This is a genomic window from Pseudomonas sp. QS1027, assembly GCF_002814235.1.
Classification (GTDB): Bacteria; Pseudomonadota; Gammaproteobacteria; order Pseudomonadales; family Pseudomonadaceae; genus Aquipseudomonas.
The window spans coordinates 40,619-57,127 of the sequence record NZ_PHSU01000040.1 but is presented as its reverse complement, the minus strand read 5'-3'; the positions used below and the strand labels follow the sequence as shown (position 1 = coordinate 57,127).

General features: G+C 61.2%; 13 protein-coding genes. 7 read left to right on the top strand and 6 right to left on the bottom strand.

What is annotated here, in order from left to right; genetic code table 11:
- Positions 1-6: 6 nt before the first annotated feature.
- Positions 7-2,112, bottom strand: a complete 2,106-nt coding sequence (locus CWE01_RS31045) for a mechanosensitive ion channel domain-containing protein (RefSeq protein ID WP_100944375.1) — start codon at positions 2,110-2,112, stop codon at positions 7-9.
- Between the two features lie 195 nt (positions 2,113-2,307).
- Between CWE01_RS31045 and CWE01_RS31040 the strand changes: the two genes are divergently transcribed.
- Positions 2,308-3,519, top strand: coding sequence for an MFS transporter (locus CWE01_RS31040; RefSeq protein ID WP_100944374.1), 1,212 nt, complete (start codon positions 2,308-2,310; stop codon positions 3,517-3,519).
- A gap of 201 nt (positions 3,520-3,720) precedes the next feature.
- Here the strand turns inward: CWE01_RS31040 and CWE01_RS31035 are convergent, their stop codons facing one another.
- The gene (locus CWE01_RS31035; protein ID WP_100944373.1) at positions 3,721-3,924 is read right to left on the bottom strand and encodes a 4-oxalocrotonate tautomerase family protein; all 204 of its coding nucleotides are present in this window, start codon (positions 3,922-3,924) and stop codon (positions 3,721-3,723) included.
- A 122-nt stretch (positions 3,925-4,046) separates the two neighbouring features.
- Here CWE01_RS31035 and CWE01_RS31030 point away from each other — a divergent pair, with 122 nt between their 5' ends.
- Positions 4,047-4,970, top strand: a complete 924-nt coding sequence (locus CWE01_RS31030; RefSeq protein WP_100944372.1) for a LysR family transcriptional regulator — start codon at positions 4,047-4,049, stop codon at positions 4,968-4,970.
- 62 nt (positions 4,971-5,032) lie between these two features.
- Here CWE01_RS31030 and CWE01_RS31025 read toward each other — a convergent pair whose 3' ends face one another.
- A complete protein-coding gene (locus CWE01_RS31025) occupies positions 5,033-8,365 on the bottom strand; it encodes an AAA family ATPase (protein WP_100944413.1) in 3,333 nt (1,110 codons plus the stop codon).
- A 342-nt stretch (positions 8,366-8,707) separates the two neighbouring features.
- Between CWE01_RS31025 and CWE01_RS31020 the strand changes: the two genes are divergently transcribed.
- Together CWE01_RS31020 and CWE01_RS31015 are read left to right on the top strand one after the other, a co-directional pair.
- Positions 8,708-9,037 carry a hypothetical protein gene (locus tag CWE01_RS31020; RefSeq protein ID WP_100944371.1) on the top strand — a complete coding sequence of 110 codons (330 nt, stop codon included), beginning with the start codon at positions 8,708-8,710 and terminating at the stop codon, positions 9,035-9,037.
- Positions 9,038-9,136: 99 nt separating this feature from the next.
- Positions 9,137-9,985 (top strand): hypothetical protein, encoded by an 849-nt coding sequence (locus CWE01_RS31015; RefSeq protein WP_100944370.1) that lies wholly within the window; start codon positions 9,137-9,139, stop codon positions 9,983-9,985.
- 24 nt (positions 9,986-10,009) lie between these two features.
- Here CWE01_RS31015 and CWE01_RS31010 read toward each other — a convergent pair whose 3' ends face one another.
- Both CWE01_RS31010 and CWE01_RS31005 read right to left on the bottom strand, forming a co-directional pair.
- Entirely contained in the window at positions 10,010-11,488 is a 1,479-nt protein-coding gene (locus CWE01_RS31010; RefSeq protein ID WP_100944369.1) for an amino acid racemase, read from the bottom strand.
- A gap of 11 nt (positions 11,489-11,499) precedes the next feature.
- Positions 11,500-12,804, bottom strand: coding sequence for a dicarboxylate/amino acid:cation symporter (locus CWE01_RS31005; RefSeq protein ID WP_100944368.1), 1,305 nt, complete (start codon positions 12,802-12,804; stop codon positions 11,500-11,502).
- Between the two features lie 357 nt (positions 12,805-13,161).
- Between CWE01_RS31005 and CWE01_RS31000 the strand changes: the two genes are divergently transcribed.
- The 3 genes from CWE01_RS31000 to CWE01_RS30990 all read left to right on the top strand — a co-directional run bounded on the left by CWE01_RS31000 (position 13,162) and on the right by CWE01_RS30990 (position 15,644).
- A complete protein-coding gene (locus CWE01_RS31000) occupies positions 13,162-14,079 on the top strand; it encodes a LysR substrate-binding domain-containing protein (RefSeq protein ID WP_100944412.1) in 918 nt (305 codons plus the stop codon).
- Positions 14,080-14,515: 436 nt separating this feature from the next.
- Positions 14,516-14,794, top strand: coding sequence for a DUF3077 domain-containing protein (locus CWE01_RS30995; RefSeq protein ID WP_100944367.1), 279 nt, complete (start codon positions 14,516-14,518; stop codon positions 14,792-14,794).
- Between the two features lie 394 nt (positions 14,795-15,188).
- A complete protein-coding gene (locus CWE01_RS30990) occupies positions 15,189-15,644 on the top strand; it encodes a type II toxin-antitoxin system PemK/MazF family toxin (protein ID WP_100944366.1) in 456 nt (151 codons plus the stop codon).
- Between the two features lie 334 nt (positions 15,645-15,978).
- On the opposite strand, the gene CWE01_RS30985 is transcribed toward CWE01_RS30990, so the two are convergent.
- Positions 15,979-16,506, bottom strand: a complete 528-nt coding sequence (locus tag CWE01_RS30985; RefSeq protein ID WP_100944365.1) for a single-stranded DNA-binding protein — start codon at positions 16,504-16,506, stop codon at positions 15,979-15,981.
- Positions 16,507-16,509: the final 3 nt, after the last annotated feature.

Here is a 16,509-nt window from a genome sequence, read left to right as displayed (position 1 = left end):
AACCACCTACACAGTCCGCGTTGCGGCAGGCTCCTGCTCCACTGTCGGCACCCTCGGCGCCAGCATCACCGGCTGTGGATAAGTCTGCGCGAAATGCACCCACGGACTCTGGTCCACCAGTTTCTTCAACCGCTCGTTGAACGCCCGGTTCACGCTGTACTGGCCGCCCGAGATGGTGCGGAACTGCGCCGTCAGCACCACGCCGTTGAGGTCCATGCGATCGACCCCGAACACCTCCAGCGAACCTTGCAGGTTGAACTTGAGCATCGCGTCCTCGCTGATCGAACGCCCCGCCTCGCGAATCAACTCGGTGGCCTTGTCGACATCGGTGTCGTAGGTGAACTGCACCGAGAAAAATGCAAAGGCGAATTGCCGCGATTGGTTGGTCACCGCCTTGATCTGGCCGAACGGCACCGAGTGCACGAAACCCTTGCCGTCACGCAAGCGCAAGGTGCGGATGGTCAGGCCTTCCACCGTGCCGGCGTGACCGGAATCGAGCACCACCCAATCGCCGATGGACAGAGTGTCCTCGATGATGATGAACAGCCCGGTGATCACATCCTGCACCAACTGCTGCGAGCCGAAACCGATGGCCAGCCCCACCACCCCGGCACCGGCCAGCAATGGCGCGACATTGATCCCCAGGTTGGCCAGGGTGGTGATCGCGCCGATCACCAGCAGGATCACTTTCAGTGCATTGCGCAGCAGCGGCAGGATGGTTTTCGCCCGCATGCTCGGCTGGCGCGAAGCCCGGCGGTTGATCGGCGGCTTGAGGGATTCCTGGATCGCGGTGTCGAGCACCACCCAGAGCAACCAGGTTGCCAGCAGGATCAGGCCGATGCGGCTGAGGGAATCGCTGATGGCCCGGCCCACGCTGTTCTGCTCGGCGAATTCATACAGCGAAAAACCCCAGATCCGCCCCAGCAGCTCGATAAAGCCCACCGCCAGGGCGATACGCAGCACGGCATGCAGCACGCTGAGCAAGCGTTCCTTGTACACGCTGCTGCGCTGGATCGACGCCACCCCACGGGCTTTGAACAGGTGTTGGAACACGGTGCTGAGAAACACCGTGGCAATCAGCAGCACGGTGGTCAGCAAGGCGCAGCGCAAGGCTTTCTGGCTGTCTTCGCCGGCACCGACCAGATTGACCGTCGAGACCAGCACCATCAACAGGATCGGCCAGTACCAGAGCCCGGAAAAGATCCGCAGCGACTCCTGCAGTGCCGGTTGTTTCAGGCGTTGGCTCAACGGGCGATTGCGGATCAGGTGAGCCACCGGCCGCCGCAGCCTGAAGACCAGCACGCCGAACAGGATGGAGGCGAACAAGGCGGTGAACACGGCGATGCTGCTGGTGATATTGCTGCCCAGTTGCAGGGCGATCTGCGGGCTGGTCAGGGCATCGCTCAAGGCGGCCAGGAAACCGATCGCAAACAGCTGCCGCGGACTGTCGGCGCAAATGATCCGCACGGCCTGGCGCTTGTGGCCGAAGTTGAACAGCACCGTCAGGCAAAGCAGGGCCGCGCTGGTGAAAATGCCGCTGCTGGTGGCGTAGGTCAGGCACAACGCCAGCGCCCGTCCCGCCGAGGCCGGCAGGAAGTGACTGACGTAAAGGGTGAATGGCAGGGAGAGCAATGCCGGCAACAGGTAAGGCAAGGCGTAACCGAGTACGGACTGGCTGCGCTCACGGGGCTGCAACCAGCGGTGCTGGTTGATCCGTCGTGCGGCGAAGCGTCCCGCCGTGGCCAGGGCCGCGAAACTGCCGAGCCAGGCGACCGATAACAACAGGAAGTCGCCGGCCACGCCCCAGGGCGAACGCTCGCGGGTCTGGCTGACCAGTTGGTCCATCTCGTCCGCCGCGCGATCGGCCCGCAGGCGCCAGGCGTCGAGCAGGTGACCATTGAGGTCGAGCTGGTTCTGCGCGTCGTCGATGCTAGAACTGAGGGTGCCGAGCAATCCGCCCTGCACCAGCACATCGGGTTTGGCCGGTGTGGCGGCGGGTGCGCTGGCGGGCAGCGGCAGCATTGTCACGGCCCTTGCACCGCCACTGGCGCACAAAAGGAACAGGGTTAGCAGTAGCGTCGTATTGAATCGGGACAAAACCGGACACCTCATCAGCCATCTCTGTAAGAGACTGAGTGCCAATGGGGCGGCAAAGTTCGTTTGTTCGTCCCGATAGGTCGTTGGACGGTTCAATATCTCACGGTATATTTGCCTACAGATCAAATATGTTGTGCTCTTACCTGTCTTTTTCCGCACAAGTGAAACCCCGACACTGCGCTCCTGATTAAACCTACCGGAGTTGCAGCCATGCCCATTGCCCTGCTGGCGCTGACCCTCAGCGCCTTTGCCATCGGGACGACCGAGTTCGTCATCGTTGGCCTGCTACCCACCATCGGCGCCGACCTGGGTGTCGACCTGCCTTCCGCCGGCCTGCTGGTCAGTCTCTATGCATTGGGTGTCGCCATCGGCGCCCCGGTGCTGACCGCCCTCACCGGCAAGGTCCCGCGCAAACTCCTGCTGCTGTCGCTGATGGTGCTGTTCACCCTCGGCAACCTGCTGGCCTGGCAAGCGCCGAGCTACGAGTCGCTGATTCTGGCACGTATCGTCACCGGCCTGGCCCACGGGGTGTTCTTCTCCATTGGCTCGACCATCGCCACCAGCCTGGTGCCGAAGGAAAAGGCCGCCAGTGCGATCGCCATCATGTTCACCGGCCTGACCGTGGCCCTGGTCACCGGCGTACCCCTGGGGACCTTTATCGGCCAGCATTTCGGCTGGCGCGAAACCTTTCTCGCCGTGTCCGCCCTGGGTGTGATCGCCTTTATCGGCAGCCTGATCTATGTGCCGAAGAACATCGCGCACAACAAACCGGCGTCACTGCTGCAACAACTGCAAGTGCTGAAGCAGCCGCGTCTGTTGCTGGTGTATGCGATGACCGCGGCCGGTTATGGCGGCACCTTTATCGCCTTTACCTTCCTGGCGCCGATCCTTCAGGACATCTCCGGCTTTCAGCCCGGTACTGTCAGCCTGGTGCTGCTGGTCTACGGCGTCTCGGTGGCGGTGGGTAATATCTGGGGCGGGAAACTGGCGGACAAGCGTGGCCCTATCGGTGCACTGAAGCTGATCTTCCTGCTGCTGGCGGTGGTGCTGTTCGTGCTGACCTTTACCGCCGGCAATCCGTGGCTGGTCCTGCTGACCGTGCTGGCCTGGGGCGCGGTGGCCTTCGGCAATGTGCCGGGTTTGCAGATCTATGTGGTGCGCCAGGCCGAACATCACACACCGCACGCGGTGGATGTGGCTTCGGGCCTGAATATCGCCGCCTTCAACCTCGGCATTGCCGGCGGGGCCTGGATCGGTGGCTTGATCGTCGCCAACCTGGGGCTGATCCATACCACCTGGATTGGCGGGCTGGTGGTGCTGGTAGCCCTGGCACTGACGGCCTGGAGCGGTCGACTGGATCGACTGGGGCCGGTGTATGCCGAGCCTGCTGAAGGTTCGACGCGGGTGGTAGCTGGTCACTGAGGCCAGCCACCACAGCACAAGACTCACGTTGAAATACGGTCCCTGTAGGAGCCGGCTTGCTGCGGGCGGCGTTCCGACGATGAACGATAACGCTGTGGCGTCTGAAACACCGCAGCGCCCGCATCGCCAGCAAGCCGGCTCCTACAGGTTTGGGGAACGGCGAAGTTTTGCGATGAAACGCCGATTTTGCAGGTACCGCGCTTACTCCTTGGACTTGCGGTGCTCCGTGACGCTCAAACCGGCATGCCCCCAGTTATCGGTATCCACTTCTTCGATCACGATATGGGTCACCTCCGGCGGTTTACCGAGCACCCGTTGCAGGGTCTCGGTGATTTCGGCAATGACCTGGGCTTTCTGCTCGCGGGTCACGCCCTCACGGGTAATACGAACGCTGACAAAAGGCATGCTGTGCTCCAGTGGTTGAAAGAAGGTTTGGCGACGCGCTGGTGGAACTCACTTTATTGCCCCACACTCATTTGATAAATACGGATGCCCGTACCTCATTTGATCCCCCAGTGTAATCAATCATGCAACGACAGTTCGACGACCTCATGCTCGGCAGCATCGAGCTGTTTTGCCTGGCCGCCGAGGCCGGTAACTTCACCGCCGCCGCCCAGGTGGCCGGGGTCACGCCAGCGGCGGTGAGCCGCTCGGTCTCGCGCATGGAAGAACGCCTCGGCGTGCGCCTGTTCACCCGTACCACCCGCAGCGTGCGCCTGACCGAGAGCGGCCGCGGCTACTTCGAACAATGCAAGCAGGCCCTGACCCAACTGACCGAAGCGCAGCGGGAAGTCATGGGCAAGCAACAGCAACCGGCCGGCACCTTGCGCATCAGCATCCCGACGCCCTACGCCCACCACCGTATCCTGCCGTTGCTACCGGCCTTTCGTGAACGCTATCCGGCGGTGAAGGTCGAGGTGCATATCAGCAACCGCAATATCGACTTCGTCGAAGAAGGCTACGACCTGGCGATCCGCGTGCGGGTGCTGCCCGACTCGGGCCTGATCGCCCGGCACCTGGAAGACGCCGCGCTGGTGGTAATCGCCACGCCTGAATACCTGCAACGGGCCGGCACGCCGCAAACCCTGGAAGACCTGCCACAGCACGAGTGCATCCAGTTCGAACTGCCCAGCAGCGGGCGGCGGATTGCCTGGTTGTTCAAGGATGCCGAAGGCAAGGAGCGGGAGCTGCTGGCCGAGAGTGCCTACTGTTGCTCCGATGATGTATTGGGCGGAGTGACACTGGCGAAGAACGGCGCCGGGTTGTTCCAGACCTATCGTTTCATTGTCGAAAAGGAACTGGCCGACGGCTCGCTGGTGGAAGTGCTCAAGCCCTTCGCCGGCCGCTCGCGGCCCTTCACCCTGCTCTATCCCCATGGTCGGCATGTGCCGTTGCGGTTGAAGGCGTTTGTCGATTTTTTGCTGGAGTATCGCCAGCGCTGGAACGCGTGAAACCTGTAGACAGCGTCCTGCCCCTGAACGCTTGCCGCCCCAACCCTCTTGCCGAAACCTTGTCATCCCAAGGCTTGTATCAACTTCGGCATCGTCGCCACAAATCCCAGGCGCAACGACTCATGCTGAAGCCCCTTCAAAGCCTGCGCGCTTGAATGATCCCCCATTTGCAACCATCGCCCGGCCACCTCGATCAAACGCACATGATGGCTGACCCAGGCGCAAGGCGCCGCTTGGGCGACAGTTGCCAGGCCCTGGGCATGCCGACTCGCTTGCGCGAAATCGCCACTGAGCAGGCAGGTTTCAGCCGCCGCGACCCTGAAGCGCAAGACGTTGTGCGCCAGACAGTCCTGAGTGAGCAGGGACTCTCCCTGTATCAACGCCTGGCCACTCAGTTGCGCATCGTCGACGATCAAGGCCAGGCTGCCATAGACCCAAGGACCGATGTAACGCTGCAAGGCGAAACGCTCCACCAGACCGACGGATTCCTGGATCAATTGCTGCGCCCTGGCACCTTCATTCTGGCGCAAGGCGACACGGGCCTGGCCTTCCAGCAGAATCGCCTCGAAACGACTGGCGCCAATGCCTCGCGCCAACACCAAGGCATCCGCCAGCTCCTGATCGGCCTGCTCGTCCCGCCCCGCCGCCACCAGTACCCAGGCGGCGGTCAGCCGTGAAAAGACCTCCGCGCGGCGGTTGCCGATCTGACGGCTGCAAACGACTGCGTCCATGGCGTCACGCAGAGCCAGCTCCGGCCGCCCCAGATAGAAGGAGGTCGAGCCACGGGCGCTGCGATTGCCCGCCTCGACATGGGTCAGTCCATGTCGCTCACACAAGCGCACACACTGGTCGAACACCTCGTAGGCGGTCTGCATCCGCCCTTGGGCATAGTAGGAGTCGCCAATCCCCCCCAGGGCCTTGGCTTCGGCTTCAAGGTTCGCGGCGAGGCGCGCAAAGGACAGCGACTCTTCATGCAGGCGACGACATTCGGCGTAGTCACCCCGAGGGAAATAAATATTGCCGCGCAGCTGATACAGCCGGGCCAACGCCGTGTTCGCCTGCAGCGCACGGGCGATGGGCAGTGTCGTCTCGATCAGGCGTTCCTCATCCTCCAGGCAATCGAGCGTATTGAGGACCGGGGCCAGGCCCAGCGCCGCCTCGATCCGCTCCAGCGGGGACTTGGCCAGCCCTAGTGCCCGCTGGAAACAATCCCGCGCCAGGGCCATTTGTCCCAGGCCCGAATGGGCCTGGCCACAGCACAATGCCAAGGTAAAACTGTCGGCGGCGCGCTCGACGAAACCCTCAACCTGCTGGCCCAGCGCGAGCACGCTGTCGTACTGGCAGGATTGGAGTTTCTCGTCCATGGCCATCAGCAGCGCATCGAAGGCCGCCGGATCCTTGGCCAGCAACAGGTGCCGGGCATACAAGCCGCGATCACGCTCGCGATACAGCTTCGCCACCTCACGGTGCAACCGCTCACGCACAGCGTCCGGCATTGCATCGTAAAGGCAGTGCATGAGCAGATCATGGACGAACAGGTAGCGGCCCGGCTCGACTTCCCGGAGCAGGCCCTGGCGCATATCCGCGTCAGGAAGATAATCGGGCTGCCCCAACGCCTCGCGCCAGAGAGCCAATTCACAGCGGTTGCCGAAAATCGCGGCATAACGAAGAGCACGGCGCTGCCCGGGCAGCAGCCTGTCGAAACGCGTCTGGATCAGATGACGCAGGCTGTCCGGGAACACCCCCTCGCCACTCGACAGCAGTTGCGTCAGGTACAGCGGGTTACCTTGGGCACGCTGGACGCAGTCGGCCCGATAGGTCGGGTCGACCTCGCTGAACTGATCCGCCAGGAGGCTGGCCTCGCGCGCCCGGATCGGGGCGATATCGAGCAGGCTCATGGGATTGCTGCAATACGGCCGCAGGGCACTTTCCAGCGGGTCGCCCTCATGACGCGAAGTCAACAGCCAGACGATCGGCGCTTCGTCGGTGGCATCGAGCAGTTTGCCCAGCAGGGTGCACAGCACGACATCCGCCCAGTGCAGATCCTCGATGCAGATCAGCAAGGGCTGTTGCACCGCCACCCTCAGCAGCAACTGCAACAGCGCGGTGAACAAGCCCTGGGTCCGCCCCTCATTGCTCATCGCCGCATACTGCGCGAGGGAATGCTTGAGGGGCTCGCCGACCTGAAGCACGCCCGTCAGCGCACGTAGAAACAAGGTGTGCTCGTCCGCCAGCTTCAAGCGCAGCATTGCGCTTTCCAGCTCAGTCGCTCCGGTCTGGAGCTGCGGGTCGAGGTCAAGCAGGCTGCGCACCAACTGCCCCAAGGGCCACAAGGCGTTGTCCATGCCGAAGTCCAGCACATCGCTGCGATGGCAGGCGAAACCGCCTTGACGGGCCATCTCGAAGAACTCGGTGACCAAACGCGTCTTGCCGATACCCGCCATGCCGCGAACATACACCACGTGCCCGTCCTGATAGGCCTGGGTGGCCTCGATCACGCCTTTGAACTGCAACACTTCGACGGCGCGACCCACCAGCGGACGCGGGGCATTCTCGTCAAGGTGACGCAAGCGCAGGCATTGGCGATAAGCGGGAAACGCCTCATCGGCCAGGGAAAACTCGAACCGTGCGCGAAGCTGCTCCACCAACCCCTGGGCGACATGGACCGGTGCATTGCCATGCGAGTCGAAACGGTTGTCGTCGCACAACTGACGCAACACCTCGCCAACCGCCGAGGCCTCGGCCCCCTGGCGAACCAGTTGCAGCAACATCCCGCGGCCGGGCCTGGCGAACTGTTCGCGGCTCAACGCCAGGGCACAGAGCAGCGCGCGTTCGCTGTCGCTGCGATACGCCTGCGGGGCACCGAACCGGGCAATCACGATATCGTCCGGACGCACCACCGGCACACCGCCGAACTGGCGAACCAGTCGCTCGATCTCCGCCACCAGAGACGCCTGTTGCTCCGGACTGATGACAGCCCCCAGCACATCGGTTTCAAAGCTCAGTTCCAGCACATAGCGGATCACATCGTCATCGATCTGCCGCAACGTCTGCGTGGCCAATGCCGTCTCGTGCAACTCGGCAATCGACTGCTCGATGTCCACCAGGGCGCTGGTGACCGAATGTCCCAGCAATGCCTCGACATCGACCTGAAAAGCCGTCGCCAGGTGGCGGGCCGTCCGATAAAGCACCGGCTTGCCCGTCTCGGCGCGCTTGATGGAGGCAATGGACACACACAGGTGGCGGTTCAGGCAGGCCTCGGCCAGGGTTTCCTGGCTCAGGCCACGCTGTTTGCGCAGCCCTTTCAACAAACCGGCATCCAGCAGCACGCGCCCATCGGAAACCGCGAGGGCCCGCTTGGGCAAAGCAGCAAACGCGCTCTGTTTGGAGTCCATGTCAATCGTCTCGGCGGTACCTGGGCAGCCGTCCAAGTGTACTCCACATCTGATACCGAACTGATACCACACTGACACTACTCTGGACTGTCTCGACGAAGCCGCGCTTCCGATACTGGCCCCCATCAATTGAGCCCAATTGATCACACCAGGATGATGGCAGAAGGCAATGAGCAACGGGAGGAAGGACGGTGTAGGCAGCTCGGACAAGGCCGCACGGGATATCGGTGGTTCACAGTTGCTGGTGCGGGGTTTGAACCGGCTGGACTGGTCCGAAGCCAGCAAGGAATGCCAGAAAGTCGGCGACACCGAGACCGGCAAACACCCGGTCAGCTCTGGTACATGCCCGAACTGGAAAAACCCTATCCTGAAATCAAGAATGCCACCCTGTTGATCAACTACCAGACCGGAACTTGCCTGCAAGGCAAGTTTGACCAGGGTGATTGCCGCCTCAAACCCATGGACGCGGGGCGGCAGCAGGACGATGTGATCTGGGACCGGCGCGAAGATCCGGTCTTCCACCTGCTGCTGGTGCACTACCATGGCAATCATATGAACCTGACCCGGATCGGCGAGCGCGCATCGGTACGCCACTGGGGCACGACCCCTGACTTGCACTGGTTCCGCGAGCAGCATGTGCCGTACCGTTCAGCTGACGGTACGACGAAGTAAAGGATAACCCTGGCCGACCCTGCCGGTCGGCCAGCATTGAACAGGCGGCGGCCCTCGCCGCCTTGGCTGTCTCACCCTGATCCTGGCGGTGCAACCACCATGCAAGTCTTCAACAGCGTGCCGTTTATCGGCGATGGCGATGAGGTCGATCTCGACACCACCACGCACCCTTATCTGTACAACGACCATGGCCTGGCGCGTCTCAAGGCCGATAAAGAGGGTCGGCTGATCGAGTTGACACCGGAAAATCCCGAACTTGAACGGGGGGCTCACTATAAGGGCATCACTTGGGAGCACAAGGAAATCCCCACCACCTGCGGTTCCTACACGATCAAGTCGTTCGACTTTCACGTCCGCGAAGTGCGTTACGAGCCGATGTGGGCCACTGAAGAAACGGCCCAGGCCTTTGGCATGACCTTGTTGCGCAGCGGTGAGTGCATCCACTTCAAGTATGAGCAACTGATCCTCGGCCAATACACCTATGGCAAATGGGCCGGCCACCAATCGCCCTACCTTCCTGTGGCACGCCAGCGTGAGCTGCTGACCTATAACCCGACCGACCTGGAATACCACGCCTTCCCTCACGCGTTTTTTTGCCGCTATGGCCGGCTGCCGCTGGTGATCAGCGTGGCGCGCTGGCGGCCCTTCGCAAACGAAATATTCCTCGCCGACCTGTGGGTCCGGCCCGGAGACGCACTGATACTGCCGCCCAAGACCTTTCCCGAGGCCTCGCCGCACGCGCCTGCGGAGCAAGAGCGCCTGAAGATCGTCGATATGCACGGCAACCGAAACTCGGCCCTCGCCTGCTGGTTCAAGGAAGGTGAGGACAGCCTCTTGACGGAAACCATCCTGGCGAACCATGACCTGATGAGCTCCGAGAGGGGCAGTCCTCACTATCACGAAGAAAAGACACCCACCCGGCATGAGCCGCCGGAGGGTTTTCTCTGACGTATCGGGAGGACACAAGCGGCCTTATCTGACGCCAGTGCGGGTCGCCAGGCTGACACAGCGCCGCGCCAGAACGGTGGTCGGGTCCACCAGCGCCACGCGGTGCCCGCGCACCTGGAAGTCGTCGCAATGGCTGAGCACCAAGGGCAGCTCCGTGCAACCCAGGATGATTACCTCGGCGCCCAGCTCGCATAGGTGTTCGACCGCCAGCAGCAGTTGCTCCTTGCACAGGCCATCGGTGAATCCCGCCTTGATGCCACGCTCGCCATAAATGGCGCTCATCACCAGTTCCTGATAATCGAAGCCGGGAATCAGCAGGGGCAAGCCGGCATGGCGGGCGGCCTGGTGGTAGACCTGGCTCTGCACCGTGCCCGAGGTGGCGAGCAGGCCGATGTGCTTGCCGCTGCCGTGTTGCCGGGCAATTGCCTCGACGGTTTCGCTGAGCATATTGACGATCGGCACCCGCAGGTAAGGCTGGAGTCGTTCGACGAAGGCATGGGCGGTGTTGCACGGAATCGCGATAGCCTGCGCGCCAGCACTTTCCAGACGCTTGCAGGTGGCGTAGAGCGCCAGGGTCGGGTCGGCTTCATCGAACAGCAAATTGGCCGTGCGATCCGGGATCTGCGGGTTCTGCTCCACCACCATCTTGATATGGTCCTGGTCGCGGCCCGCCGGGGTGTGGCGGACCACCTTGGCCATGAAGTCCACGGTGGCCGCCGGGCCGACGCCGCCGACGATTCCCAGCTTGAAGGGGGTGTGCGTTGGCTCATCGTCGGCGGTGGTTACGGCGGCGGCATAGATCTCGTTGATATCGAGCACACTCAGGCCGCGCCGCTGCAAATCGGCGCAGACCAGCGAAAGCTCGGTCAGCCCCGGCACGATCAGGTTCGCGCCCTGTTCCTGTAGCGACAAGCAGGCTTGGTACACGCCTTCCAGCGGTACACCTTGCAGATAGCCGTCCTTGATTCCGTTGAGACCGTACATGGCGTCCATCAGGGCGCGTTGGTCCGGTTCGGGTGGATAGACCAGTTGGAAATCCCCGCCCAGGTAGCACTCGAACAATCCGGAGTAGCGCACATAGTCCGAGGCCAGAACACCCAGTCGCGTGCCCGGCTCGGCGATCCGGCGAATGTGTTCGACCAGGGCCGCCATCAGGTCGAGGACGGGAATCCCCAGCTCCTGCTGGATCTCCTCACGGAACGTCTGGCTGGCGAAACACGGCAGCACCACCGCGTCGATCCCGCCCGCCTCGAAGGACTGGCAGACCTGGAACACATAGAACTTGCGCGCGGTCATGCTCGCCTCGCGGTCCAGGGGCAGCAGCACATCCTTGAACGGATGTTGTTCGAAGAGGAAGTGATAGCGCCCCTGGTCCGCCAGCACCGCCCTGGACTTGACCAGTTTGAAGAACAGATCGCCGCCGGCCAGTGAGCCGAGGCCACCGACGATACCCAGCTTGCGGGCGACTGGCGGCGTTTCGGATTTTTTGCCTTGGGGGTTCATGGCCGGGGTTCTCAAACCGTGGTCGCGGGAGTACGCGCCAACACGACGGAATGGGCGACGGGCAACTCGTCCTGCTGCTCCTCGGACTCATATTCCTGTTCGGCACGGGCAACCACCGCGGTCGCGATGCTGTTGCCCACCACATTGGTCGCGGTGCGCGCCATGTCGAGGAACTGGTCGATACCGATGATCAGCAACAGGCCAGCTTCAGGCAGATTGAACATCGGCAGGGTTGCTGCCACCACCACGACCGAAGCCCGGGCGACACCGGCCATGCCTTTGCTGGTGACCATCAGCGTCAGCAGAATCAGCAACTGCTGGGTGAAACTCAGCTCGATGTTGTAGGCCTGGGCGATAAACAGGATGGCAAAGGATTGATACATCATCGAGCCGTCGAGGTTGAACGAGTAACCCAGGGGCAGGACGAAGCTGGATACGCGTTTCGGTGCGCCGAACTTCTCCAGGGCCTCCATGGTTTTCGGGTAGGCGGACTCGCTGCTGGCGGTGGAAAACGCCAACAGGATCGGTTCCTTGATCAGCTTGCCGAGGGTGAATACCGAACGTCCGAGAAACAGGTAACCGGCGCCGAACAGCACCGCCCAGAGAATGGCGATACCCAGGTAGAACTCGGCGATCAGCTTGCCGTAGTCCAGCAGCAGGCCAAGGCCTTCGGTGGTGATCGCACTGGCAATGGCGGCGAACACGCCGATGGGCGCGAAGGCCATGACGTAGTCGGTGATCTTGAACATCACCTTGGCCAGTTCATCTACCAGGCTGGTGATCCGGGTGAAACCGGCCTGCTTCAGCCCCGCCAACGCGAAACCGAAAAACAGCGAGAACACCACGATCTGCAGAATCTCGTTGCTGGCCATGGCCTCGGCAATGCTGCGCGGGAACACATGGCTGACAAAGACCTTGAGGCTGAAGTCGCCGGTGTTCACCACCTGGGCCGCAACCGCGCTCTGGTCGACATGCAGGTTCATCCCGGCCCCTGGCTGGAACAGATTGACCAGCAGCATGCCGATCAGCAGGGAGATCAGCGACGCGCTGATAAACCAGGCCATGGCGCGGGTGCCGATACGACCCACCGAACGCGAACTGCCGAGGCTGGCGATACCGCCCACCAGGGTGGCGAACACCAGGGGCGCGATAATCATCTTGATCATTCGCAGGAAGATATCGGTGACCATCGAGAAGTAGGCGGCGATGTCCTTGGCCGACTTGGCGTCCGCCGCGAAGTGATGGCACAGCCAGCCGACCAGGACACCGGCGGCAATGCCGATGGCGATATGACGGGGCAATCTGTTTTTGCTCATGGTGTTTCCCTCAAGTCTGTTGTCGGTTTTTTTGCTTGGCAGGAAAAGAATCGTCGGCCCGGCCGCTCTGCGGCGCCGCGCCCAAACACATAACTCACAAACACCTCGGTCCCTTGTAGGAGCCGGCTTGCTGGCGATGGCGTCCGCCTGATCGATGCAAGACTTGCGGGCCTCATCGCTGGCAAGCCAGCGCCTACAGGGGGACCGTGTCCATGGCTCGATTCTAGGGTCAGCCCGCCCAACAGATGATGAGTAATCGCCATCACCCGATGCGCTTTTGGAATAGTTATGAAAAATCCGGCGAAGCCCGACAGGCGCTGACGTAGACTCGTGATCACCGCGACCGAGGTGGGCAGCATGCAAATCAAGTGGCTGGACGATCTCCTGGCGATCGAGCAACACAAGAATTTCTCCCGGGCCGCCGAGGTTCGTTGCGTCACCCAATCGGCGCTGTCCCGGCGTATTCGCTCACTGGAAGATTGGGTCGGAGCGCAGCTGGTCGACCGCGGCACCTATCCGGTGCAACTGACTCAAGCCGGCCAACTGTTCTGCGAACAAGGCCGCGAGGCGCTGGCGGCACTGCTGGAATTGCGCTCGACTCTGCGCCAGGACGAAAAGATGCCTGGGCGTTCGATTCAGATCACGGCGGGCCACAGCCTGTCGATCACCTTCCTGCCCAAATGGCTGGCGCAATTTCAAAAGCACCATGAGCCGTTCAACGTGCGGGTGGTCGCGGCGAATATCCACGACGCGGTGATTGCCCTGGCGGAAGGCAATTGCGACCTGATGATCGTTTACCACCACCCCCAGGCGCCGATCCTGATCGACGCCGACAAGTTCGCCAGCCTGCCTCTGGGCCGGGACGCCTTTCTGCCGTTCTGTGCACCGGACCGTGGCGGCAAACCGCTGTATCGACTGCCCGGAAAGGCTGGTAAATCGGTTCCCTACCTGGCGTACACCGCCACGACCTTTCTCGGACGCGTGGCCGACCTGATCCTCAAGAACGCGTCCACGCCCTGCGAACTGACCCGTTGCTACGAGGCCGACATGACCATGTTGCTGATGCAGATGGCCATCGAAGGGTATGGCGTGGCCTGGCTACCGCAGAGCGCGGCCGCTCCGGCCGTGGATAGCGGACAGCTGGTAAAAGCCGGGGGCAATGAATGGAGCACGGGACTGGAGATTCGTGCCTATTGTTCGTTGGCTAATCAGAACCCGACTATGCGCGAGCTGTGGGAAACCCTGGGGAAGGCTTCGCGGGAAGTGAGTGAGTAGAAGATCGCTGGACAACCCTCTATGCCAGTTGAAACTTTTCGACTTAAATACCCCCCGCCAGTCACATTGCAGTGACTCATCGTGCGCGCTACCTTTTCCCTGTCGCTATCAATTCAGCGACCGGGCTTGGTAACCCGACCAGATACAGGCGCCAACAGCGCCCAATCACGATTGCAGGCGTTTTTTTGTGCCCGCATTTTTCGTGCAATGGCGGCTGTGCGTGGGAGGGCTTCGGTCCTGCCGGGTTCCTGTATCTCCGGTTTACCAACCTGCGCACAGCTGCCACCCATTCGCTTGGTAACGAACGTGGTAGCTCTCACTTTGATACGGGAGTTTTATCCATGCAGGCTTTCAGTACGCTCGTAAATCTCACTGCCCTCTCAACATTCAACAGTCAGAAACATCCTCATTTCATGACTGATGCCGGAGGTGTGCGATGAGCGATCACACCGACATCAAGACCCTCGGCGTCATCACCTTCTCCCAGTGCGGCTCCCAAGGTCGTGAACTATTTCGCGTAAACCCCGGCGTTCCCATTCTGGAAGCCATGGAGCACGCGTCTCTTCTGCTCTATTGCGCCAAAGCACTCTCCCTCGATGCCGCTCTGGAAAGCGATGGCGAACGCTATGCCTGGGCATCGCATTACCTTGGCGAGATGGGCAAGGCGGTCATCGATGATTTGACTCAGGGGATGTTGCACGGGGCGTCGGTGTAAGCGGGTAATAACAGGCAATAAAAAAGCCCGTGACATTAATAGCCACGGGCTTTTGACTAGCGCTTTCGCCACGTGTCGCATACCTAGTGGACACCTCCACAAGGGCTGCCCAGAGCCTTGGCACAATAAAGCCACCGCCAGGGAGCGCCAGGTGTCAAAACCCCACTCCCCAATCGCATCCTCGGTCTATACAGAAGACCTTCATCAAGACGACTTCATTCTGCACCCTGAGACTGGGCATCAAAGTTTTGGCTACGTACCAGAAATGTATCGCCCCGAGCATCACAGGTTGCGCAACGCCGAACGGCACCCAGTTGGAGATCCAGCTTCGCTCAGACAGCGTGGAGCTGGAGCATCATGTCGACCTGGCGGTGCCCCATGTTAAGGACTGTTGATGGCTATTAGATTTGAACCCAAGATAGGGCAGATTCTGGAGTGCAACTATGGGGACTACCAGTACGATGAAGACGGTGACATGGTTTTCAAGAGCTACGACTATCGCTTGAAGCCAGAAATGATCAAGAACCGTTTGGTTGTCGTGCTAAATGCGCGGATTGACCCTAATGCCTGCATAGTCGTGCCGCTGTCGACAACAAAGGACATGGGGAAGCTCAGCCGTGGTTTGCATGTCGAGCTGGGGAGCGAGCTGATAGACGAGCTGCCTTACTTTAAGCAACAAACCAGGTGGGCAAAAGCCGACCTCATTGAACAGGTCAGCAAACAACGCCTCTTCAAGCCCAGGGCTATGCGTGGGCACCTGGAGCAAGTGCTATCCCGGGAGGTGGTGACTCTCATTCAGAAAGCCGTAATAAAAGCTGTAAACGCTGGGGCATTGCTCAAAGAAAATTGACATGAGCGTCAACCAGCCATAAAATTTTTCACGTAGCCCTTGAGGCACTTAAGTTTTATCCCCCTAGAGGGACCTGCAAAGCCCGGTTAACAACCGGGCTTTTGCCTTTCTGAGAATCGTGTTTCTGTTCCGGTTGCGACCTTGCGGACGCCATTGTCGGCAACCCGGTTCACGCAGGGACGGTACTCGGCCTTAGCTGAATGGCATTAGCCCGTCGGGCGCCTTAGCCAACCATTTAATCAATCCCCCAGCACCGACGGGTCTTGCTAACAAGAAAGCCCCCGCAATGCGGGGGCTTCCTGAAGAAACTTTACAAAGAAGTCTCTACGGTTCCTCAGAACGGAATATCGTCATCAAAGCTGTCGAAATCCGGAGCCGGCTGCGGTGCGGCCTGCTGTGGAGCCGGGCGCGATTGCTGCGGGGCCGACTGCTGTGGGCGCGAAGCCTGCTGCGGACGTGGAGCCTGCTGGCGTGGCGCGGACTGGTCGTAGCCGCCGCCTTGTTGGTCGCCCTGTTGTGGACGGCCGCCCAGCAGCTGCATGGTGCCCTGCATGTCGACGATGATTTCAGTGGTGTAACGCTTGATACCGTCTTTTTCCCACTCGCGGGTCTGCAGCTTGCCTTCGATGTAGACCTGCGAACCTTTACGCAGGTACTCGCCGGCAATCTCGGCGACCTTGCCGAACATCGACACACGGTGCCACTCGGTCTTCTCGACCTTCTGACCCGTTTGCTTGTCGGTCCATTGTTCGCTGGTCGCCAGACTCAGGTTGGTCACGGCGTTGCCGTTAGGCAGGAAGCGAACCTCAGGATCCTGGCCGCACGTGCCGACCAATATGACTTTGTTAACCCCACGGGCCATAAC